The sequence below is a fragment of the Streptomyces sp. NPDC047002 genome, assembly GCF_040704505.1.
GTDB lineage: Bacteria > Actinomycetota > Actinomycetes > Streptomycetales > Streptomycetaceae > Streptomyces.
Genome location: NZ_JBEYWC010000005.1, coordinates 1 through 21,431, shown reverse-complemented (window position 1 = coordinate 21,431; position 21,431 = coordinate 1). Strand labels below are relative to the sequence as shown.

The following is a 21,431-nucleotide window of genomic DNA, read 5'->3' as shown; positions in this document are numbered from 1 at the left end:
CCGCCGTGCGCCACCGTCACGCCTTCCGGCCGCCCGGCGACCCCGCGGCGGCGCAGGCCCCCGCTACCGGCGGACAACGGCGTCCGCCGACCACCAAGGAGTCCTTCCGTGGCCATCTCGGTCTTCGACCTGTTCTCGATCGGCATCGGCCCTTCCAGCTCGCACACGGTGGGCCCGATGCGGGCCGCCCGCATGTTCGCGGGCCGGCTGAAGAACGAGGGCCTGCTGGTGCACACCGCCTCGCTCCACGCGGAGCTTTACGGGTCGCTCGGCGCGACGGGCCACGGCCACGGCACGCCGAAGGCGGTCCTGCTCGGCCTGGAGGGCAATGCGCCCCGCACGGTCGACGTGGAGCGCGCCGACGAGGAGGCGGAACGTATCTCCACCTCCGGCAGGCTCCGCCTGCTCGGCGCGCACGAGATCGCCTTCGACGCGTCGAAGGACCTGGTCCTGCACCGCCGCAAGCGGCTGCCGTACCACGCCAACGGCATGAGGATCACCGCGTACGGCGCGGCGGGCGAGACGCTGCTCGAGAAGACGTACTACTCGGTGGGCGGCGGCTTCGTGGTGGACGAGGAGGCCGTGGGCGAGGACCGCATCAAGCTGGACGACACGGTGCTCAAGCACCCCTTCCGCACCGGTGACGAGCTGCTGCGGCGCTCCCGCGAGGCCGGCCTCTCGATCTCCGCGCTGATGCTGGAGAACGAGCGCGCCTGGCGCAGCGAGGACGAGGTGCGGGCCGGGCTGCTGGAGATCTGGCAGGTCATGCAGGCGTGCGTGAGCCGCGGCATGTCCCGCGAGGGCAATCTGCCGGGTGGCCTCAAGGTGCGGCGGCGGGCCGCGAACCTTGCACGGCAGCTGCGGGCCGAGGGCGATCCGCACACCCACGCCATGGAGTGGATCACCCTCTACGCCATGGCGGTCAACGAGGAGAACGCGGCGGGCGGCCGGGTCGTCACCGCGCCCACCAACGGCGCGGCGGGCATCATCCCCGCGGTCCTGCACTACTACATGAACTTCTGCGCCCACGGCGCCACGCCCCAGGAGCGCGACGACGACGTGGTCCGCTTCCTGCTGGCCGCGGGCGCCATCGGCCTGCTGTTCAAGGAGAACGCCTCCATCTCGGGCGCCGAGGTCGGCTGCCAGGGCGAGGTGGGCTCCGCCTGCTCCATGGCGGCAGGCGCCCTCGCCGAGGTGCTGGGCGGCAGCGCCGAGCAGGTGGAGAACGCCGCGGAGATCGGCATGGAGCACAACCTCGGACTGACCTGCGACCCGGTCGGCGGCCTCGTCCAGATCCCGTGCATCGAGCGCAACGGCATGGCCGCGGTCAAGGCGGTGACGGCCGCGAAGATGGCCCTGCGCGGCGACGGCAGCCACATGGTCTCGCTCGACAAGGTCATCAAGACAATGCGGGACACCGGCAGGGACATGTCGGTCAAGTACAAGGAGACGGCCCGAGGCGGGCTCGCGGTGAACATCATCGAGTGCTGACCCCTCCCCCTGCGCTGCCGTCGAGGCGGGCCGCGGTCCCACGGGGCCGCCGAGCGAATAGCAGACCGAGTTCAATTATGGTCCGGGTACGGTTATCCTGGCCGGATGACCGGGCTGCGCGAGCGCAAGAAGGAACAGACCAGGCAGCGGATCGCCGCGGTGGCGCTGCGGATGTTCGCCGAGCGCGGCTTCGACGCCGTGCCGGTCGGCGAGATCGCCGCGGCCGCCGAGGTGGCCAAGGCGACGCTCTTCGCGTACTTCCCGACCAAGGAGTCGCTCGCCCTGCACGGGGTCGGCGGCGACGACCTGGCGGGGATCGTCGCCGCGCGTCCCGCGGGCCTGACGTTCCTCGACGCCCTGCGGGCGCACTACCGCGCGTTCACCGCCGAGAGGGTGCCGGAGGCCGACCTCGGCGCGCTGCTCGTCCGGATACGCGTGATCCAGGGCAGCCCGGCCCTGCAGAACGCCGCGAGCGCCCTGCTCTACCGGCAGCGCCTGGCGTTGGCCGAGGTCCTGGCGGAGGCGTACGGCCCGACGGCTGCCGCGCTGCTGGCAGCCCAGGTCGCCGCCTCGCTGGTCACCCTCCAAGAGGTGTACTTCCGGCGCCTGCTGGACGGCGTCCGCGCCGAGGACGCGGGCCGCGCCCTGGCCGAGGACGCCGAACTCGCCTTCGGCCTGCTGGAACACGGCGTCGCGCACGCGAAGGGGCACTGACGTGCGCGCACGCGGCATCAACTACGACACCGGGACCTTCCCCGGCCGCCTGCTCACCCGGAAGGCCTTCGACCCCGGGCAGGTCGGGCACGAGATGGCGGTGATCGCCTCCGACCTGCACTGCGACGCGGTGCGCGTCTCGGGCGGCGACGCAGGGCGGCTGGCCACCGCGGCCCGGCTCGCGGCCGGGGCGGGCCTTGAGGTGTGGTTCTCCCCGCTCCCCGTCGACCTCCCTCCTGAGCGCGTCCTGCCCTTCCTCGCCGACTGCGCGCGGCGCGCCGAGGACCTGCGCGCGGGCGGCGCGCAGGTGGTGTTCGTCGCCGGGTGCGAGCTCAGCGCCTTCGCCCACGGCTTCCTTCCCGGGCACGACCACCGCGAGCGCCTCCGCGCCATGGCCAACCCCGATCCGCGGTGGTGGGCCTCGCTCGGGCCGGTCCCCGAGCGCCTCAACGTGTTCCTCGCCCGGGCGGCCGAGACGGTGCGCGCCCACTTCCACGGGAGGGTCACCTACGCGTCCGGGGCCTGGGAGCCCGTCGACTGGGCCCCGTTCGACCTGGTGGGCGTCGACGCCTACCGCACCGGGCGGGACGCGGACGGCTTCCGCGCGCACCTGCGCGAGCTGGTCCGCCTCGGCAAGCCGGTCGCGGTCACCGAGTACGGGACGTGCGCCTACCGCGGAGCGGGCGACCTGGGCGGCATGGCGTGGCAGCCGCCGCCAGGGGCGGTGAGGGACGAGGACGAACAGGTGCGCCACCTGGGCGAACTGCTCGACGTCTTCGAGGACGAGGGCGTGGACACGGCGCTGTGGTTCTCCTTCGCCAACTACGACAAGCCCCTCGAACGCGACATCGCCTCCTACGGCGTCGTGCGCATGCTCGACGAGACCCGCTGGGAGCCGAAGAAGGTCTTCCACGCCATGGGTGCCAGGCACCGGCGGCGGGACGGCCGGCACGGCTGAGCGCACGCCGCGGGGCGGTGTCCCCGCGGGCGGGCGCATCATGGACGTATGAACTCCGTGACGCGCGCGCTGGGCACCGGGCGGCTGGGGCGGCAGGCGGCCGAGACGTCGTTCGAGAACCCTGCGGTCCTCGGGACCCTGCTGCTCGCCGGGCTGACCGTGCTCTGGGCGGTGCTCGGCAATGTCTACGGCATCGTGAGCTCGCTGGTGGCGATGGGCGTCACCACGGGGCTCGCGGTCCGCTACGCCCGCCGCTGACCCGCGGCGGTGCGGGGCCGCGTACGCCCCGGCGCGGCGCCCGCCCGCGGACCTCTCGGACCGCGGCCGCGCGGTCCGAGGCGTTACGGTGAGGAACGGTACGTCCCGCGATGCCCGTCGCGGCGACCACCGCCGCCGGAGGGCCGCGCGCCCCGCGGCCCGAGCGAAGGAGGCGCACCGTGCCGCTGGCGGACGCGCCGCCGCACCTGCCCGGTGTCCTCGGCGACATCGCGCCCGTCCTCGACCACTGGGGCTATCTGGCGGTCGGCGGGCTGCTGTTCCTGGAGGACTTCGGCATCCCCGTGCCGGGCGAGACGATCCTGATCGCGTCGGCGGTGTACGCGGGGGCGGGCCGCCTCGACATGGTCGCGGTCGTCGCGATCGCCGTGGTCGCGGCCGTGCTCGGCGACAACGTCGGCTACGCGATCGGCCGCTTCGGCGGCCACCGGCTCGTGGACCGCTACGGCAAGTACGTGCTGCTGACCCCCGAGCGGGTGAAGAAGGCCGAGGACTTCTTCCAGCGGCACGGCGGCAAGATCGTCACCGTCGCGCGCTTCGTGGACGGCCTGCGCCAGGCCAACGGGATCATCGCCGGCATGACCCTGATGCCCTGGCGGCGCTTCCTGGTGTTCAACGCGCTGGGCGCGGCCCTGTGGGTGGGCGCCTGGTCGGGCGTGGGTTATGTGGCGGGGCAGCACCTGGACACGATCTACCCGCAGATCCAGCGGTACGAGCTGGTCCTCGCCGCCGTGGTGGCCGCGGCACTCGTCCTGCTGGTCCTGCGCCATGTGCGCCGCCGCCGCAGGGAACGCGCGGACGCGGACGCCCGCCCCGCGGAGCGGGCGTCCGCGTCCGACGACGACCCGGGCGAGGGCCCGCGCGCCCGCGAGCGCAGCCGCTGAGTGCGGCGGCGGGGCCGCAGGTCAGGCGGTGGCCGTGGTGACGGTGCCCGAGGCGCTCGACTTGAGCCAGTCGCTCCAGGAGAGGTTGTAGTCCGCGTAGCCGTTGTCGCCCGGCGCCTTGCCGCGCGGGGAGCCGGTGATGGTGACGGGGTCGCCCGGCTTGACGTAGTTGTAGAACCACTTGGCGTCGGCCATCGACAGGTGGACGCAGCCGTGCGAACCGTAGCTGTGGCCGGGGTACGGGTCGCCGTCCGAGTAGTGGATGTAGGTGCCGGACGTCGTCAGGTGGACGTCCCACGGCAGCGTCTCGTCGTAGTAGTCGGGGGCGCCCTTGGTGCAGCTGATGCCGACGCTGCAGGAGGTCATGTGGACCTCCTTGGCCTTGTCGATGACGGCCATCGTGCCGTCCCAGGAGGGCCACTGGGGGCTGCCCGCGTCGATGGACAGGGTGCGGACCTTCGCGCCGTTCTTGGTGACGGTCATGGTGTGGTCGGGCACGGAGACCTTCGCCTCCACGTCGTCGCCGACGGTGAAGGAGTGCCGGTAGTCGTGCACGCCCACCCGGCCGTTGCCGTTCTTGACGCCCGTCATCTGCGCGTCGACGCCGACCTTGGTGCCGCTCGGCCAGTAGTCCTGCGGGCGGAAGTCGACCCGGGTGTCGCTGAACCAGTGCCAGGCGCCGGTGACCGGCTGCGACGTCGTCACCTTGAGGTGCTTCTCGACGTCGGCGCGCGCCGACTGCGCCACCGGGTTGCTGAAGACCACGGAGACGGGCTGGGCGACGCCGACCGTGCCGCCGCGCGGGGTGATGGTGTCGAGCAGCATGGCGGGCGCGGCCGGCTTCGACGGGCTCGGCTTCGCCGAGGCACTGTCCGCCGGCTTCCCCTTGCCGTCGGACGCCCCCGAGGCGTCCGCGGCCGAGTTCCCCCCGCACGCGGTCGCCCCGACCAGCAGCGCACCGGCAAGCAGTACCGCCCCGATGCCCCTTTTGCCCTGGCCTATGCCCACGCCCATTACCTCAGCTCCCGCTCGCACCGCACGCCTTGTCACAAGTCCGACATCTACAGGGACGTGGGCCCGGACCCGGCAGTTCCCCCGCCCTGGCAAAGCGCGGACAAAGCCCTGCCCCGCCTGCGGACCGTGTGCCCGGCGCCCGGCGCCGCACGCCGGGTCGGGCCGTCATCGCGCGGGTTTTTGGAGCGCGCCGGCGTCGGCGCGGGTACGGGCCCGCGGTCAGCGGTCCTGGAGGCGCATCTCGAACCAGGTGCTCTTGCCGCGCGGCAGCAGGTCCACGCCCCAGCGGTCGGCGAGCTTGTCGACGAGGAACAGGCCGCGCCCGCTGACGTCCGTGGCCTGTACGGGCATCAGGCAGGGCAGGCCCCTCGACGGGTCGCGCACCTCGATCCTGATCCATCCCCTGCGGCGCAGCATCCGCAGGCCGAAGACGCGGGCGCCGGTGTGGCGCACGGCGTTGCCGACGAGTTCCGAGACGAGCAGGACGGCGTGCTCCGCGAGATCCGGGGAGAGCGACCACTGCCGCAGGACGACGCCGTGGGTGATGCGGCGGGCGACCGCCGCCGACTCCGGGAGGGACGCGAGGCGCACCTCCGCCTCGGTCGGGTCGCCGTACAACTCCAGCGCTTGGAGCGCCTGGTCGTCCTCGACGGCCGGCGTGCGCCGCACGGTGACCGCACCGCCAAGCCGCCGCGGCTGCTCTACGTTCTCCAGGCCCGCCATGCCCCCCATCATGGCCGTCCGGAGGGCGCCGCGTGGCCGTTCCAGAGGATTCCACCCCCGGAACGCGAGATTCCGCGCAATTGCATCGGCATATGCCAAAGGCAGAACGGCCCCTCTGACACCCCGTCCGACCTGCTTATACGCCTGGATTTCGGGTGATGAGCGGTCCGCATAACGGCTCGCCGTTAAGTTCCGCTTAAGGCGTCGCCGGGGTCCGTACGTACGGAAGCTGAACCGGCGCGCGCGGCCGCGCAGAGGCGGCTCCGGGGTCACAGGGGGTTCGCGCCGGAGCATGCGCCCGGCGCACGCCGGGGGCCCGCGCGGCGCCCTGCCGGGGCGCCCGCCGCGGGCCCGCACGCGGCCGTCAGAGGAACTGCGCCTTGCCGGGCCCTTCCTCCACGAACGAGCGCATGCCGCGCTCGCGGTCCTCCGTGGCGAACAGGCCGGCGAACCACGTACGTTCGAGTGCGAGGCCGGAGCCGAGGTCCGTCTCCAGGCCCGCGTCCACGACCTCCTTCGCCGCGCGCAGCGCGATCGCCGGGCCCTTCGCCAGCCGCTCGGCCCACTGCTGCGCCTCGGGGTAGACGCTGCCCGCCGGCACCACCCGGTCGACGAGGCCGAGGGCGAGCGCCTCGTCGGCCCTGACCTGACGGCCCGTGAAGATCAGGTCCTTGGCCCGCGAGGGCCCGATCAGCCGGGCGAGGCGCTGGGTGCCGCCCGCGCCGGGGATCAGCCCGAGCAGGATCTCCGGCTGGCCGAGCTTCGCGTTGTCGGCGGCGATGCGGTAGTCGGCGCAGAGCGCGAGCTCGCAGCCGCCGCCGAGCGCGTAGCCGGTGACCGCCGCCACCACCGGCTTGGGGATCTTCGCCACCGCGGTGAAGGACTCCTGCAGCGCGCGGGAGCGCACGACCATCGCCGCGTGGTCCATGGCGCGCATCTCCTTGATGTCGGCGCCGGCCGCGAAGACCTTGTCGCCGCCGTAGAGGATCACCGCGCGCACGTCCGCGCGCTCCCCCGCCTCGTGGGCGAGGTCGCGGATGCGGTCCTGCACGTCCGTGTCGAGCGCGTTCATCGGGGGGCGGTCGAGCCGGATCGTGCCGACGCCGCCGGACACTTCGAGAGTTACCGTTGCCATACGAGGCAGGTTAACGCCCGCTAACGACAGCGGACCCGGCGCGCCCGCCCGCTGCGCCCGGGTCCGTGCCGGGGCCGCCCGCGCGGGCGGCCCCCTGCCTCACTTCTTCCAGTCGGCCCAGGACATGTTCCAGCCGTTGAGGCCGTTGTCCGGAGCGACGGTCTTGTCGTGCGAGTTCTTCACGACGACCACGTCGCCGATGAGCGAGTTGCCGTAGAACCACGCCGCCGGGGTGCCGTTGTCGCCGCCGCCGCGCCTGTCGTGCAGGCCGACGCAGCCGTGGCTGGTGTTCTGCGACCCGAAGACGCTCGTCGCGGCCCAGTAGTTGCCGTGGATGAACGTCCCCGACTGGGTGAGCCGCATGGCGTGCGGCACGTCCGGGATGTCGTACTCGCCGCCGAGGCCCACGGTCTGACTGTCCATCCTGGTCACCGGGTCCTTCTCGCTGATGACCAGCTGGCCCTGCCAGGTGGTGTGCCCGGGTCCGCCCGCGCTGACGGGGATCTGCCGGATCTGCTTGCCGTCCCGCACGACCTTCATCGTGTGCTTGGCCGCGTCGACCGTGGAGATCTGGCTGCGGCCGACGGTGAAGCCGACCGTCTTGGCCTGCGTCCCGTACACGCCGGGCCTGCCCTGCACGCCGTCCAGGTCGAGCTTGACGGTGACCTTGGTGCCGGGCGCCCAGTAGTGCTCGGGGCGGAAGTCGAGGCGGTCGTTGCCGAACCAGTGCCCCTCGACCGGGACCGCGGGATCCGTGGTGACCGTGACGGCCTTCTCCACGGCCGCCGGGTCGGTGATGCCGCGGTTGAAGCTGAGCGAGACCGGCATGCCGACGCCCACGGTCGACTTGTCCTCGGGCGTGTAGGAACCGACGAAGGTGTTCTTCGGGGTGAGCGTGGTGAACTTGGTGTCCTTCGCCGACACCCGGCCCTTGGCGTCCTTCGCCGTGGCGTGCACGGCGTACGTGGTGGACGCGGCGAGGTGCCCGCTCGGCCGCCAGCTCGTGCCGTCGGCGGACAGCTCCCCCGCCACCCGCGCGCCCTTCGTGTCCTCCACGGTGACCGCGGTCAGCGTGCCGCGCTCGACGCCGACCCGCAGCGCGCCGGTCGTCGCGACGGACGTGGCGCCGTCGGACGGCGCGACCTCGACCGCGGCCTGCGGGGCGTCGTCCTTGACCGTCGACGCGCCGGCCGGCGCCTTGCCGTCGTCGTCCTTGCCCGTGCCCCCGCCCCCGCAGGCGGTGGCGGCGAACAGCAGCGCGCCGACGACGAGGGCGAGCGGCCCTGTGCCCCGCCGCGCGCGCCGCAGCGCCCGGGTCCCCGCCGCTTCGCCGGGCCGCCGCCCCGGCCGTACAGGTGGCTGCTTCACGTCGGTCGTCTCCCCTCGCACGGCCTGGCCCCCGCCACGGCCCGCACTCCCCGCACGTGTCGAACGCACGCGCCTGGCGATAGATAATCACACCGAATACGGCGCCGCGTTCACCTGATTGTCACCGTTCGGTCCCAACCCGGAGCAGCCCGGCGCGTCACCGACGCTCCGTGGCGACCCCCTGACGACGAGGACGTATTCCCCCTCTCAGACGGCCGAACCCTGCTTCCAGGAAGGCCAGTCCAGGTTCCAGCCGCCGAGTCCGTTGTCCGGCGCGACAATGCGGTCGTCGGAGTTCACGACCTCCACCACGTCGCCGATCAGTGTGCGGTCGAAGAACCAGCCTGCGGGGGTGGAGGAGCTGCCGCCCTTGACGTCCCGCAGGCCGACGCAGCCGTGGCTGGTGTTGCGGGACCCGAACGTCTCCGCGGGGGCCCAGTAGTTGCCGTGCAGGAAGGTGCCCGAGGTGGTCAGGCGGAGCGCGTGCGGCACGTCCTTGATGTCGTACTCGCCGCCGAAGCCGACCGTGGAGCCGTTCATCCGGGTCACGTCGTACATCTCGGAGACGACCATCTTGCCGTTGTACGTGGTGCGGTCGGGGGCGCCTGCGGTGACCGGGAGGGTGGCCAGCAGCCGGCCGCCGTCGCCGCGCACGCGCATCGTGTGCGCCGCGGCGTCCACGGTGGAGACCTGGGAGCGGCCCACGGTGAAGCCGACCGTCTTGTGCTGGATGCCGTACACGCCGGGCGCCGCCTGGACGTCCCTGAGGCCCATCGCGACGGTGACCTTGGTGCCGGGCCGCCAGTAGTGCTCGGGGCGGAAGTCGAGCCGCCGGTCGCCGAACCAGTGGCCCGCCACCTCGACGGCGGGCCGCGCGGTGACGGCGATGGCGCGCTGCACGGCCGCGCGGTCCCTGACGGGCCGGTTGAAGTCGATGGAGACGATCATGCCCGTGCCGACGGTGGCGCGGTTCTCCGGGGTGAAGTAGCCGATGAAGCGGTGCGCGGGGACCTCGGTGGTGAAGGTGGTGTGCCGGGCGGCCCGGCGGCCCTCGTCGTCGACGGTGACCGCGTCGACGCCGTACTTGGCGGCGAGCGCGGGGTGGGCGCCGGGCAGCGGCGTCCAGGTGCGCCCGTCGCCCGAGACGCGGCCCGGCAGGTCGACGGGGTCGGCGGCCTCGATCTGCCGGACGGCGACGCGTTCGAGCCGGCCCTCGGGGACGGTGACGCTGATGCGGTCGCCCCGGTGGACGCCCTTGGCGCCGTCGCGCGGTGTGACGCGGAGGGAGTCGGCGGAGGCCGCGAGGGGCGCCCCGTCCTTGCCCGCCGTGTCGGCGGGGCCGCCGACGCAGCCCGCGGTGCCCGCGAGGAGCGCGGCGGCGGCGAGGGCGAGGGCGGCGGCGCGGGCTGCGGCCCGCTGCGATAGCTGTCTCACGTCCCGCCCAACGACGGCCGGGTCCCGGGGAAACGTCGGCCGGCGCAAGGCCACCCGGCCGCACGTGAGGGCGGGGCCGCTGAGGGGAAGAACACGGGGGACGACGAGCACGACAGGGGGCGGCCCGCGCGGGGTGGGCGCGGCGGGGCCGCCGTGCCGGCCCGCTGGGGCCGACGAGCCGCGGGAGGCCGGCAGGTGGCGAGCGCAGCCGAGCAGGACGAGTGGACCCGGACGGCCGGGCGTACCGGCGCGCACTCCGCGGCGGCCGAGCGCCGCCCGCACCGGTACGGCGACCCGAGGTCGGTGCTGCCCTGCGGCCCCGAGCCGCTGGGTGCCCGGGTGGGCACGGGCCCCGGCGGCGCGGCGGGCACCGGCTTCGCCCTGTGGGCGGGCGGCGCCGAGGCGGTGGAGGTCTGCCTGTTCGAAGGCGAGGGGCCCGGCGCGCAGGAGACGCGGTACGCGCTGGCCGAGCGCACGGACGGCGTCTGGCACGGCTTCCTGCCGGGGGTCGGTGCGGGGGCGCGCTACGGCTTCCGGGTGCACGGCAGGTGGGACCCGTGGACGGGCGCCAGGTGGAACCCGGCGAAGCTGCTGCTCGACCCGTATGCGCGCGCCGTCGACGGCGAGTTCCGGCTGCCGCCCGAGGTGTACGGGCACGTGCGGGACTGGCCGCAGCGGCAGGTCGCCGACACGGTGCGCGACGAGCGGGACTCGGCGCCGTTCGTGCCGAAGGGCGTGGTGGTCGCCGAGGGCGTGCCGGAGGCGGCGGACGGCTGGCTGCGGCCCGGGACGCCGTGGGCCGACACCGTGCTGTACGAGCTGCACGTGAAGGGCTTCACCAGGCGCCACCCCGGGGTGCCCGAGGAGCTGCGCGGCACCTATGCGGGCCTCGCGCACCCGGCGGCTGTCGGGTACCTGCGGGAGCTCGGGGTGACGGCGGTGGAGCTGCTGCCGGTGCAGCAGTTCGCGCACGAGGAACACCTGCTGCGGCGCGGCCTGAGAAACCACTGGGGCTACAACCCGATCGGCTGGTTCGCCCCGCACGCGGGGTACGCGGCGTGCGGGACCCGGGGAGAGCAGGTCGGCGAGTTCCGGCGGATGGTGCGCGCCCTGCACGCCGCGGGCATCGAGGTGATCCTCGACGTGGTCTACAACCACACGGCTGAGGGCGGCGAGCTGGGGCCGACGCTGTCGCTGCGCGGCGTCGACAACCGCGCCCACTACCGGCTCCAGCAGGACGCCAGGCGCTACACCGACGTCACGGGCTGCGGCAACACCCTGGATGCGGCACGGCCTGCGGCGCTGCGGCTGATCGCCGACTCGCTGCGGTACTGGGTGACCGAGATGGGCGTGGACGGCTTCCGCTTCGACCTCGCCGCCACCCTCGCCAGGTCGGCGGGCGGTGGGGTGGACATGGCGGGGCCGTTCCTCGCGGTGCTCGCGCAGGACCCGGTGCTGCGGCGCGTGAAGCTGATCGCCGAGCCGTGGGACATGGGGCCCGGCGGCTACCAGGTGGGTGCCTTCCCGCCGCCGTGGTCGGAGTGGAACGACCGCTACCGCGACGCGGTGCGGGACTTCTGGCGGGGCGCGGCGCCCGACGTGCGGGAGCTCGGCACCCGGGTCTCCGGTTCGAGCGACCTGTACGAGCAGGGCGGGCGGGCCCCGTACGCCTCGGTCAACTTCGTGACAGCGCACGACGGCTTCACCCTGCGCGACCTCGTCTCGTACGAGCGCAAGCACAACGAGGCCAACGGCGAGGGCAACAGGGACGGCACGGACGACAACAGGTCCTGGAACTGCGGCGCCGAGGGCGAGAGCGGCGACCCGCGGGTGGCGGCGCTGCGCCGCCGCCAGCTGCGCAACCTGCTGGGCACGCTGCTGCTCTCCGCGGGCGTGCCGATGCTGGTCGCGGGCGACGAGATGGGGCGCACGCAGGGCGGCAACAACAACGCGTACTGCCAGGACAACGAGACCGGCTGGGTGGACTGGTCGCTGCTCGGCGACCCCGGATGGGCCGCGCTGCGCGCGCTGGCCGCGCGGCTGCTGCGGCTGCGCGCGGCCCATCCTGCGCTGCGGCGCCGGGCGTTCTTCTCGGGGCGGCCCCGCGTCCCCGGCGGCCTGCCCGACCTTGCGTGGTTCAGGACGGACGGCGCGGAGAAGGCGCAGGACGACTGGCACGAGCCCGCGTGCACGCTGGTGTTCCACCTCTCCGCGGACGGCGCACCCGGCGGGGACGGGCCGGACGACGGCTTCCTCGCCGTCCTGCACGCGGGCCACGAGCCCGCCGACGTCCTGCTGCCCGGGCCGCCGTGGGCCGAGGAGTACGAGCTGGTGGTCGACACCTCCCGGGAGGACCAGGAGGACGAGCCGGGCACCCGGCACCCGGGCGGCACGCCCCTCGCGGTGCCGCCGCGCTCCCTCCTGCTGCTGCGGTCCAAGGGCCCGGGTGCGGTTCCGCTCAACGGCACCGGCCCACACGCGGGTTGAACGGCGCGGCCCGGCGCGGCTCAGGGGCCGAGGGCGCGCCGTCGACCACGCCCTGCCGCCGTTCGCCGTGCGCGGCTCGCGCACGGCGATGACCGCCGTGCCCCGAGCGATCCGGCGCGGGGTGCGCCTGGGGTGCCCGCCGACCCGCTCGCCGCGGCGTCAGCCGATCGGCTGACGCGGGCGCCGGTCGGTGGATCCGCACCGGCCGGGCGGGATCCGGCGGGCCGCCGCGCGAGGCCGCCCGGATCCGGCGGAAAACCGCGTGAGCGATGCCGGTGCCGCCCCGTAGGGTCGGCCGGATGTCCGAGAATCTGTCAGCCGCCGGTGAACGGTCGGCCGTGAGAGCGCTGCTGCGGCTGTGGCCGTACGTCCGACCGGTGCGGGTGCGGCTCGTCGGGGCCGCCGCGGTGGCCATAGCGGCGTCCTGCATCGGCCTGGTCTTCCCGCTGGTGCTCAAGTGGATGGTCGACGGCCCGGTCGGCGACCGGGACACAGCGGGGATCTGGCGCGGGGCGCTGTACCTGCTGCTGCTCGGGGTGGCGGAGGCGGGCCTCTTCGGCCTGCGGCGCCGGCTGGTGGCGCGCCCGCTGGCCGGGGTGGAGGCGGCGATGCGGGCCGATCTGTACCGGCACCTCCAGCGGCTGCCGGTCGCCTTCCACGACCGGTGGCCCTCGGGGCAGCTGCTGTCGCGGGGGACGACCGATCTGATGCTGGTGCGTCAGTTCCTGGCGTTCCCGCTGACGTTCCTGCTGGTCAACGGCACTACGATCCTGGTCGGTTGTGTGATCCTGCTGGTGCAGGACTGGTCGCTCGGCCTGGTGCTGCTGATCCCCGTGGTGCCGCTGATGATCGTGTGCTCGCTGTTCGAGACGCGGTACGCGCTGGTGGCGCGGCGCGCCCAGGACCAGGTGGGCGACGTGACCACGGCGGTCGAGGAGGGCGTGCTCGGCATCCGGATCGTCAAGGGCTTCGGCCGCCACCGCAGCCAGGCCCTGGCGTTCCGTGAGCTCGCCGCGAAGGTCCGGGTCACGGAGCTGGCGAAGGGCCGGCTGCTCGCGCGGCTGTGGGCCGTGATCACGGTCGTCCCCGAACTGGCCATCGCGGCGGCGCTCGTGCTCGGCACCGTGCAGGTCGCCGACGGCGGCCTCTCCGCAGGCACCCTGGTCGCCTTCCTGTCGACGGCGCTCGCGCTGCGCTGGCCGGTGGAGTCGATCGGCTTCATGCTCGCGATGAGCCAGGAGGCCGCCACCGCGACGGAGCGCTTCTTCGAGCCGATGGACGCGGCGGAGGAGGCGGACGCGCCCGCCCGCGGGCCCGCCACCGCCGTCGTCGACGCCGCGGGGGGCCCGGGCGCCGGGACCGGCGGGCTGCGCTTCGAAGGCGTGGCCTTCCGCTATCCCGACGCCCCCGCGGACGCCGCGCCCGTGCTCGACGGGGTCGATCTGGAGGTGCGCGGCGGCGAGACCATGGCGCTCGTCGGCGCGACGGGCTCGGGCAAGTCGACGCTGACCGCGCTCGTGCCGCGCCTGCACGAGGTCACCGCAGGCCGCATCACGCTGGAAGGCGAGGACATCGCGCTGATGCCGCGCGAACGGCTGCGGCGGCTGGTGTCCGTGGCGTTCGAGGAGCCCACCCTCTTCTCGGCGAGCGCCGCGGAGAACGTGCTGATGGGCATGGCCGACGACGGTACGGCAGAGGCGGCGGATACGGCAGGACCACCGGAGCCGGAAGGCGCTCTGGACCGGGCGCTCGACATCGCACAGGCCGGGTTCGTCCGCGCCCTGCCGCTGGGTGCGGACACCCAGGTCGGTGAGCAGGGCCTGAGCCTGTCGGGCGGCCAGCGCCAGCGCCTCGCGCTGGCAAGGGCGGTGGTCGGCAGGCCGCGCTACCTGGTGCTCGACGATCCGCTCTCGGCGCTCGACGTGCACACCGAGGCGCTGGTGGAGGCCGCGCTGCGGCGGGTGCTGAGCGGCACGACCGCGCTGGTGGTGGCGCACCGCCCCTCGACGGTCCTGCTCGCCGACCGGGTGGCCCTGCTGTCGGGCGGCCGGATCGCCGCCGTCGGCACCCACCAGCAACTCCTGCGCGAGAGCGCCGAGTACGCCTGGCTGATGTCGGGCGCACAGGATCCGGCGCCGCACGATCAGACCGCGGGCGCCGCGCCCGCGATGCCGGCCCAGCAGGCGGAAGCGGCGGCCGGGTCCGTGGCGGACGCGGCCGCCGACGAGCGGGTCCTTTCGGACCAGGAGGGGGCACGATGAGCACGCCGACCACAGAGGTGTCGGGCGGCGGCAGGCCCAAGGGCGCGGGGCCCGCGCCCGAAGCGGCGGCGGCCGGGGCGGAGGGGCCGGTCGACCCGTTCGACCAGGACGCGCTGCCCGCGCCGCCCGGCGCGACCCGCGCCCTGCTCGGCTCGCTGCTGCGCCCGCTGCGCCGCGGGGTCGCGCTCAACGTCGTCCTGCTGCTGTTCCAGCAGGCCGCCGCGCAGGCGGGCCCGCTGCTCGTCGCGTACGCCATCGACCACGCGGTGCCCGCGCTGCGGCACGGGCGGCACGGGCCGCTCGTCGCGGTCGGCGTCGGGTACGCGCTGAGCGCGGTGCTCTCCGGCTGGTTCCAGCACGGGTTCGTCCAGTCGTCGACGCGGGTGAGCCAGGCGGGCCTGTTCGACCTGCGGGGCAGGATCTTCCGGCACGCGCAGGCGCTGAGCGTGGACTTCCACGAGCGCTACACGTCGGGGCGGCTGATCTCGCGCTCGACCACGGACGTCGAGTCGCTGCGCGAGCTGCTGGGCGACGGCCTCCAGGAACTGGTCGCCGTCGTCCTGTCGTTCGTGTACATCGCGGGCACGCTGCTCTGGCTGGACCCGGGCATCGGCGCGCTCGCCGTGCTGTCCTTCGTGCCGCTCTCCTTCATGGTGCGGCTCTACCGGCGGCGCGTGGGGCGGGTGTTCGGCCGCAGGTCCACCGCGATCGCCGCGGTGATCGTGAAGTTCGCGGAGACGCTGAACGGCATCAGGCCCGTGCGTGCCTTCCGCCGCGAGTCCGTCAACGACAGGGAGTTCGCCGCTCTCAACCGGCGCCACGAGCGCAGCAACGGCGACGCGCTGCTGGAGATGGCGCGGTACGTGATCGGTTCGCGGCTGATCGCCAACACCGCGATCGCGGGCATGGTGCTGTGGGGTGCGTACCGGGTGGCGGGCGGCACGCTCGAACTCGGTGTGCTCGCCGCCGCCGTGCTCTATCTGCGGCGGCTGTACGACCCGATCGACCGGCTCGGCATGTTCCTCAACTCGTACCAGTCTGCGGTGGCTTCGCTGGAGAAGATCGCGGGGCTGCTCGCGCAGGTGCCCGGGGTCCCCGAGGCGGCCGCGCCGCGCCCGCTGCCGCCGCGCGGCACCGGTGTGCCGGGCCGCGAGGTCGTCTTCGAGGAGGTGGGCTTCGGCTACCGGACGGGCGGCGAGGTGCTGCCCCCGTTCTCGCTGCGGATCCCCCCGGGCCAGACCGTCGCCGTCGTGGGCTCGACGGGCGCGGGCAAGTCGACGCTGGCGAAGCTGCTCGCCCGGTTCTACGACCCGACGTCGGGCCGTGTCCTGCTCGACGGTGTGGACCTGCGCGAGCTGGACACGCCCGAGCTGCGGCGCGGTGTGGTGATGGTGACCCAGGAGGCGTTCCTCTTCTCGGGGACGATCGCGGAGAACATCGCGATCGGCCGCCCCGACGCGTCGCGGGCCGAGATCGAGGAGGCCGCCAGGGCGATCGGGGCGCACGACTTCGTCGCGGGCCTGCCCGACGGCTACGACACGGACGTGCGCAAGCGCGGCGGCCGGATCTCGGCGGGGCAGCGGCAGTTGGTGGCGTTCGCGCGGGCCCTGCTCGCCGACCCCGCGGTGCTGATCCTGGACGAGGCGACGAGTTCGCTCGACATCCCCGGCGAGCGCGCCGTGCAGCGCGCGATGGACACGGTGCTGCGCGGCAGGACCGCGGTGGTGATCGCGCACCGGCTCTCCACGGTGGAGATCGCCGACCGGGTGCTCGTGATGGAGCACGGCCGCATCGTGGAGGACGGCTCCCCCGCCGAACTGACCGCCGGTACCGGCCGGTTCGCGGGCCTGCACCGGGCGTGGCGGGAGAGCCTGGCCTGATCCCGGGCGCGGCCCCGCGCGGGCCGCGCCCCGGCCGTCGGGGCGGGTCCTCCGGGCGTCCGGCGCGGCCGGAATCTTTCGGTCGCACAGGAAGGTGTGCGGGAGCGGTGCCGGGGTGTGCGGGGGCCGTGGGGGCGCGCCGCTGTGTCCGGGTTGCGCACCGTTTCCCCCTGCGGCGCGCGGGGCCCGTAACAGCGCCGCAACACCCCGCTTCCGGCCCGGCGTTCGCACACGACCGGCGCTTTCCGGTCAACAAATTGACGCGCTCCTGACAACAACATCACTCCCCTGCGAGTCTTCCTGCGTTCGGCAAAAGTTCTCCATGTCCACGCCAAGAACCCCGCCGGACGGCGGGCGCCGACCCCGCGCCCGTACCCCCCTCGCACTAGGAGACAGCGTGAGATCCACGCCCAAACGCCGCGCCGTGACCACCGGTGCCGCCGTCGCCGCCGCCGCACTCCTCGCCGCCGCACTCCAGACCGGTACCGCGTCCGCCGGCGCTTCGAGCGTCCAGGGCGCCGCGCCCTCCGCGCTGGTCGCGGCCGGCTCGGACGCCAGGCCCGGCGCCCTGCCCCGCGAGCTCACCCCCTCGCTGCGCGCCCGGCTGATAGCCGGGGCCGAGAGCGGCACCGCGGCGCAGGCGCGGCGGCTCGGCCTCGGCCCGCAGGAGAAGCTGGTGGTCAAGGACGTCGTCCAGGACGCCGACGGCACCACGCACACCCGCTACGAGCGCACCTACCAGGGGCTGCCCGTCCTCGGCGGCGACATGGTCGTGGCGACCTCGTCAACCGGCGCCACGAAGTCCGTCGACCGGGCGTCCAAGGCGTCCCTCACGGGCGTCTCCACCACGGCGGACATCGCGCCCGCCGCCGCGACCAGGCAGGCGCTGAGCGCCGCCGCCTCCGCCGGCTCAGCGAAGACCGCGCCGGACGCCGCGCCCCGCAAGGTCGTGTGGATGGCCCAGGGCACGCCGCGCCTCGCGTACGAGACCGTCGTCGGCGGCTTCCAGGAGGACGGCACGCCCAACCAGCTGCATGTCGTCACCGACGCGGCCACCGGCGCGAAGATCTTCCAGTGGCAGGGCATCGAGACCGGCGTGGGCAACACCGAGTACAGCGGCCAGGTCACAGTCAACTCCGTCAAGTCCGGGTCCACTTACCAGCTGACGGACACCCCGCGCGGCGGACACAACACGTACAACCTCAACCGTGCGACCAGTGGCAGGGGCACCCTCTTCTCGGGCCCCGACGACGTGTGGGGCAACGGCGTCGGCACCAACACCGAGACGCCCGCCGCGGACGCCGCCTACGGCGCCGGGCTGACCTGGGACTACTACAAGAACGTGCACGGCCGCACCGGCATCAAGGGCAACGGTGTCGCCGCGTACTCCCGCGTCCACTACAGCAGCGGCTACGTCAACGCCTTCTGGGACGACTCCTGCTTCTGCATGACCTACGGCGACGGCGCGGGCAACAAGGCGCCGCTGACCGCGATCGACGTGGCCGGGCACGAGATGTCCCACGGCGTCACCGCGGCCACCGCGGGCCTGGTCTACTCGGGCGAGTCCGGCGGCCTCAACGAGGCCACCTCGGACATCTTCGGCACCGCCGTCGAGTGGTACGCGAAGAACACCACGGACCCGGGCGACTACCTGATCGGCGAGAAGATCGACATCAACGGCGACGGCTCGCCGCTGCGCTACATGGACCAGCCGAGCAAGGACGGCGCCTCCGCCGACTCCTGGTCATCGAGCACCGGCAGGCTCGACGTGCACTACTCGTCCGGTGTCGCCAACCACTTCTTCTACCTGCTGTCCGAGGGCAGCGGCGCGAAGACCGTGGGCGGCGTGAAGTACAACTCGCCGACCTCGGACGGCAAGCCGGTGACCGGCATCGGCCGCGACAAGGCCGAGCAGATCTGGTTCCGCGCGCTGAGCACCAAGTTCACCAGCAACACCAACTACGCGGCGGCCCGTACGGGCACCCTCGCCGCGGCCGCCGACCTGTACGGCAACGGGTCGGCCGAGTACACCGCGGTGGCCAACGCCTGGGCCGCCGTGAATGTGGGCGCCCGCCCGTAGACCCGCGGGGAGCGCGCAAACGGAGCCGACCGGGTCCACCCGACCCGGTCGGCTCCGCCGTGCGCGGCCGCGCCGCACGCGCTGGTTACCCTGGACGCAGTCCGTGGCCCGCGACCGGGCCAGACCCCCTCACCCCCTGGAGTCGGTCCGTGCGTTCGTGGCGTCGCTGTCTGGATCTCGCGGGGGTGCGGTCCGCCGGGCTGCGCGCCGACTACACCGCCGCCGCGCGCTATCTGCGGCGGCGGGAGCCCGCGCTGTACGGCGTGGTGCGCCTCCAGGCCCCGGCCGGCTTCCTGCCGCACGCGCTGACCGGCGCCTCCATGCTCGGCTTCACCGACGACGTCTGCGACAACGGCTCCCCCGCCGACCGCGTGCGGCAGCTGGACGCCTGGACGGGCCATGTGGCCAGGGCCCTGGACACGGGCGACTCGCACCATCCGCTGCTGCGGGCGTTCGTGCACTCGGCGGGCGGGGCGGGGCTGCCGAGGCACTGGTTCGACACCTATCTGGAGGGGACCAGGATCGACCTGGAGTTCCCCGGCTTCGCCGACGAGGCCGCGTACCAGCACTACATCGACACACTGACCTGGCCCGGGATCATGCTGAGCACCGGGCTGACCCCGCACCTGGTGCCGGACGACGACTTCGCCGCGTCCTGCCGCCTCGTCGCGGACGCCTGCCAGCGCACGGACCTGCTGACCGACCTGACCTCGGACGTCGCAGAGGGCCGCTTCGCGCTGCCGCGCACCGACCTGGAGCGCCACGGCGTCAGCTGCGCCGACCTGGAGCAGGGCCGCGCGACGCCCGCCGTGCGGGAGCTGGTGCTCGCCACCGCCGACAAGGCCCGCGTGACGCTGCTCGCGGCGGGCCGGGTCGTCGCCGAGGTCCCGGCCGAGTACCGCCCGCTGGTGCGCGTCCTGCTCGGCCTCTACCACCACCGCCTCGACGTCGTCGGCGCGATGGGCGCCGACGTCGTGCGCCGCCCGGTGCGCGACAACCCCGCCGACTGCCTCCGCCTGGTGGCCGAGGCCCGCAGGGAGCCCCTGGCGCTCTCCGCCTGAACACCGCGCGGCCCGCCGCCCGCCCCGTACGCGGGGTACGGGCGGACGGCGGGCCACGGTGCGTGCGGCGCCCGCTAGTTGGGGTTCTCGGCGTTGGTCAGGGTCTCCCAGGCGACGAACAGGTCGTTCGAGCCTGCGGGGCGCCTGCTCTCCGTGAGGGCCTGGGTGTTGGTCATCGCGACACCCTTGCGGGTGTGCAGCGCGTTGAAGCCGACCTCGGTGATCGGGCCCAGGCCGAGCGTGAGGCTCTTGCCGGGGCACAGGTCGGACGGCTTGGACGCGGCCTTCGTCTCGAACTTCGCCTGGAAGCCGAGCGCCTGCCGCAGCCGCTCCCCGACCTGCGGGTAGAGGTCCTGGCCCTGGATACGGGCCGTCTCGTAGACATGGCCGATGTTGGAGATGCCGTAGCCGGTGTGCGTGAAGTCGCGGCAGGTCTCCTGGGTGACGCCGGCCATCGACGCGTTGAACGTCGACTGGCCCTGCCAGTAGGAGACGATCTTGTCGCGGGTATTGAGGTTCTGGCTCGGCACCGTCTTCGGCAGGTCGCCGTCCGACGGCAGGTAGACGTAGGCGGCGGTCCTGGTCAGGTACTTGGAGATCGCGGTGTCGTAGTCCGTCTTGTCGTCGAGGTAGACGGAGATGCTCACCGCGGCCTCCATCATCGTCAGCTCCCAGTTCCCGTTGGAGTTGGAGCCCTTGATGAGGTTCGGCAGGTAGACGGTGCGCAGCATGGTGTCGAACCGGCCCTCGCCCGGCCAGTTGCCGTACACGTGCTTGATGATCTCGGCGGCCTTGGGCCAGGAGGCGCCCGCCCAGCCGGTCTGGAGCGGTGCGTTGGAGTTGGTGTGCTCCTTGATCGTGGCCGACCAGGCGTCCATCAGCTGGATCGCCTTCTGCGCGTAGCGGTCGTCGCGGGTGATGTACCAGGTGAGCGCGTCGGTGTAGGCGGCGATCGCGTCCTGGCGCTCGTCCGTGCAGCCGTTGTTGGGGTTGGAGTACGAGCCGCACTCCACGTTCGCGCGCGGTTTCGGCGTGCGGTTGAGGTTGGCGTACGCGCTCGCCGTCATCTGGTCGTAGGCGGACTTCCAGGGCTGGGCCCCCGCCTGCACCTTGCTCCGCACGAAGTCCAGTTGTGCGGTGTCCAGGTTGACGCCGGGGTGGACGAAGGCCGCGGGAGCCGCTGCCACGGCAGGCGCCGTCGCGGGGCGGGCCGCGCCCGTGGTGGTGGCCGAGGCGGGCGCCATGCAGAGGGCCGCGGTGACACCGGCGAGCGCGGTGCCGAGGCCGATGAGGCGCGAGGTCTTTCCGGTGCGCATGTGGGGATGCCTTCCGGTGCGGGGATGCCGCAACTCCGCCCGGCAGGCGGCCAGTTGTTCATCCACATGAACGCCGGGTGAAGTTGTGAACGTGTTGACAGGGAAGGTAGAGCCGCCGCACAGCGCGCGTCAAGGTCCGTACCATTACCGGTCCTTGGGCCCCAGGGCCGCCCTCGGGCCCCGCGCTCCGGCCCGCACGGCGGGCATCCCCGCCGCGGTGCCGCAGACAGCGGCGCGCCCCGGGGGCCCGTGCCCTTGATCCCGCCCTGGATCGCCAGCGCGAGCGTCAGGGCGGGATTGAGCGAAGCGGCGGACTTGGGCGCCGAGAGATAGGCGCCGACCATGACGG

Annotated in this window: 15 protein-coding genes and 1 pseudogene; 10 read left to right on the top strand and 6 right to left on the bottom strand. The window is 73.7% G+C overall.

Annotation, left to right across the window (positions count from 1 at the left end):
* Window positions 1-108: 108 nt before the first annotated feature.
* The 5 genes from AB0910_RS07055 (at window position 109) to AB0910_RS07035 (ending at window position 4,323) form a co-directional block, all read left to right on the top strand.
* A complete protein-coding gene (locus AB0910_RS07055; protein ID WP_366743508.1) occupies window positions 109-1,491 on the top strand; it encodes an L-serine ammonia-lyase in 1,383 nt (460 codons plus the stop codon).
* 105 nt (window positions 1,492-1,596) lie between these two features.
* Window positions 1,597-2,205 carry a TetR family transcriptional regulator gene (locus AB0910_RS07050; RefSeq protein WP_366743507.1) on the top strand — a complete coding sequence of 203 codons (609 nt, stop codon included), beginning with the start codon at window positions 1,597-1,599 and terminating at the stop codon, window positions 2,203-2,205.
* Between the two features lies 1 nt (window position 2,206).
* Window positions 2,207-3,163: a hypothetical protein gene (locus tag AB0910_RS07045; RefSeq protein ID WP_366743506.1), complete on the top strand. Its 957-nt coding sequence runs from the start codon at window positions 2,207-2,209 to the stop codon at window positions 3,161-3,163.
* A gap of 48 nt (window positions 3,164-3,211) precedes the next feature.
* Complete coding sequence (locus AB0910_RS07040) at window positions 3,212-3,421, top strand: hypothetical protein (protein WP_366743505.1); 210 nt, start codon at window positions 3,212-3,214, stop codon at window positions 3,419-3,421.
* A gap of 179 nt (window positions 3,422-3,600) precedes the next feature.
* Window positions 3,601-4,323, top strand: coding sequence for a DedA family protein (locus AB0910_RS07035; RefSeq protein WP_366743504.1), 723 nt, complete (start codon window positions 3,601-3,603; stop codon window positions 4,321-4,323).
* A 21-nt stretch (window positions 4,324-4,344) separates the two neighbouring features.
* Here the strand turns inward: AB0910_RS07035 and AB0910_RS07030 are convergent, their stop codons facing one another.
* The 5 genes from AB0910_RS07030 to AB0910_RS07010 form a co-directional block, all read right to left on the bottom strand.
* Window positions 4,345-5,337 (bottom strand): L,D-transpeptidase, encoded by a 993-nt coding sequence (locus AB0910_RS07030; protein WP_366743503.1) that lies wholly within the window; start codon window positions 5,335-5,337, stop codon window positions 4,345-4,347.
* A gap of 219 nt (window positions 5,338-5,556) precedes the next feature.
* Complete coding sequence (locus AB0910_RS07025; protein ID WP_366743502.1) at window positions 5,557-6,072, bottom strand: ATP-binding protein; 516 nt, start codon at window positions 6,070-6,072, stop codon at window positions 5,557-5,559.
* A 352-nt stretch (window positions 6,073-6,424) separates the two neighbouring features.
* On the bottom strand, window positions 6,425-7,195 hold the full coding sequence (locus AB0910_RS07020; RefSeq protein ID WP_366743501.1) for an enoyl-CoA hydratase-related protein: 771 nt from the start codon (window positions 7,193-7,195) through the stop codon (window positions 6,425-6,427).
* A gap of 99 nt (window positions 7,196-7,294) precedes the next feature.
* A complete protein-coding gene (locus tag AB0910_RS07015) occupies window positions 7,295-8,503 on the bottom strand; it encodes an Ig-like domain-containing protein (protein WP_366743690.1) in 1,209 nt (402 codons plus the stop codon).
* A 267-nt stretch (window positions 8,504-8,770) separates the two neighbouring features.
* Window positions 8,771-9,997 carry an Ig-like domain-containing protein gene (locus tag AB0910_RS07010; protein ID WP_366743500.1) on the bottom strand — a complete coding sequence of 409 codons (1,227 nt, stop codon included), beginning with the start codon at window positions 9,995-9,997 and terminating at the stop codon, window positions 8,771-8,773.
* A 195-nt stretch (window positions 9,998-10,192) separates the two neighbouring features.
* Between AB0910_RS07010 and glgX the strand changes: the two genes are divergently transcribed.
* From glgX to AB0910_RS06985, 5 genes and pseudogenes are all read left to right on the top strand, one after another.
* Entirely contained in the window at window positions 10,193-12,484 is a 2,292-nt protein-coding gene (glgX, locus tag AB0910_RS07005; protein WP_366743499.1) for a glycogen debranching protein GlgX, read from the top strand.
* A gap of 299 nt (window positions 12,485-12,783) precedes the next feature.
* Window positions 12,784-14,745, top strand: coding sequence for an ABC transporter ATP-binding protein (locus AB0910_RS07000; RefSeq protein WP_366743498.1), 1,962 nt, complete (start codon window positions 12,784-12,786; stop codon window positions 14,743-14,745).
* Window positions 14,742-16,625 carry an ABC transporter ATP-binding protein gene (locus tag AB0910_RS06995; RefSeq protein WP_366743497.1) on the top strand — a complete coding sequence of 628 codons (1,884 nt, stop codon included), beginning with the start codon at window positions 14,742-14,744 and terminating at the stop codon, window positions 16,623-16,625. Before AB0910_RS07000 ends, AB0910_RS06995 begins: the two co-directional genes overlap by 4 nt.
* 397 nt (window positions 16,626-17,022) lie before the next feature.
* Window positions 17,023-18,702, top strand: a pseudogene (locus tag AB0910_RS06990) (M4 family metallopeptidase); the annotation flags it as partial.
* 152 nt (window positions 18,703-18,854) lie between these two features.
* Window positions 18,855-19,766: a squalene/phytoene synthase family protein gene (locus AB0910_RS06985; RefSeq protein WP_366743496.1), complete on the top strand. Its 912-nt coding sequence runs from the start codon at window positions 18,855-18,857 to the stop codon at window positions 19,764-19,766.
* A gap of 74 nt (window positions 19,767-19,840) precedes the next feature.
* On the opposite strand, the gene AB0910_RS06980 is transcribed toward AB0910_RS06985, so the two are convergent.
* Complete coding sequence (locus tag AB0910_RS06980; protein ID WP_366743495.1) at window positions 19,841-21,082, bottom strand: alginate lyase family protein; 1,242 nt, start codon at window positions 21,080-21,082, stop codon at window positions 19,841-19,843.
* Window positions 21,083-21,431: the final 349 nt, after the last annotated feature.

What these genes read in the sequence shown, in the direction of transcription:
- AB0910_RS06980 (WP_366743495.1), bottom strand. Translation starts at nt 21,082, where the DNA reads ATGCGCACCGGAAAGACCTCGCGCCTCATCGGCCTCGGCACCGCGCTC.
- AB0910_RS07050 (WP_366743507.1), top strand. Translation starts at nt 1,597, where the DNA reads ATGACCGGGCTGCGCGAGCGCAAGAAGGAACAGACCAGGCAGCGGATC.
- AB0910_RS07040 (WP_366743505.1), top strand. Translation starts at nt 3,212, where the DNA reads ATGAACTCCGTGACGCGCGCGCTGGGCACCGGGCGGCTGGGGCGGCAG.
- AB0910_RS07000 (WP_366743498.1), top strand. Translation starts at nt 12,784, where the DNA reads ATGTCCGAGAATCTGTCAGCCGCCGGTGAACGGTCGGCCGTGAGAGCG.
- AB0910_RS07020 (WP_366743501.1), bottom strand. Translation starts at nt 7,195, where the DNA reads ATGGCAACGGTAACTCTCGAAGTGTCCGGCGGCGTCGGCACGATCCGG.
- AB0910_RS07025 (WP_366743502.1), bottom strand. Translation starts at nt 6,072, where the DNA reads ATGATGGGGGGCATGGCGGGCCTGGAGAACGTAGAGCAGCCGCGGCGG.
- AB0910_RS07030 (WP_366743503.1), bottom strand. Translation starts at nt 5,337, where the DNA reads ATGGGCGTGGGCATAGGCCAGGGCAAAAGGGGCATCGGGGCGGTACTG.
- AB0910_RS06995 (WP_366743497.1), top strand. Translation starts at nt 14,742, where the DNA reads ATGAGCACGCCGACCACAGAGGTGTCGGGCGGCGGCAGGCCCAAGGGC.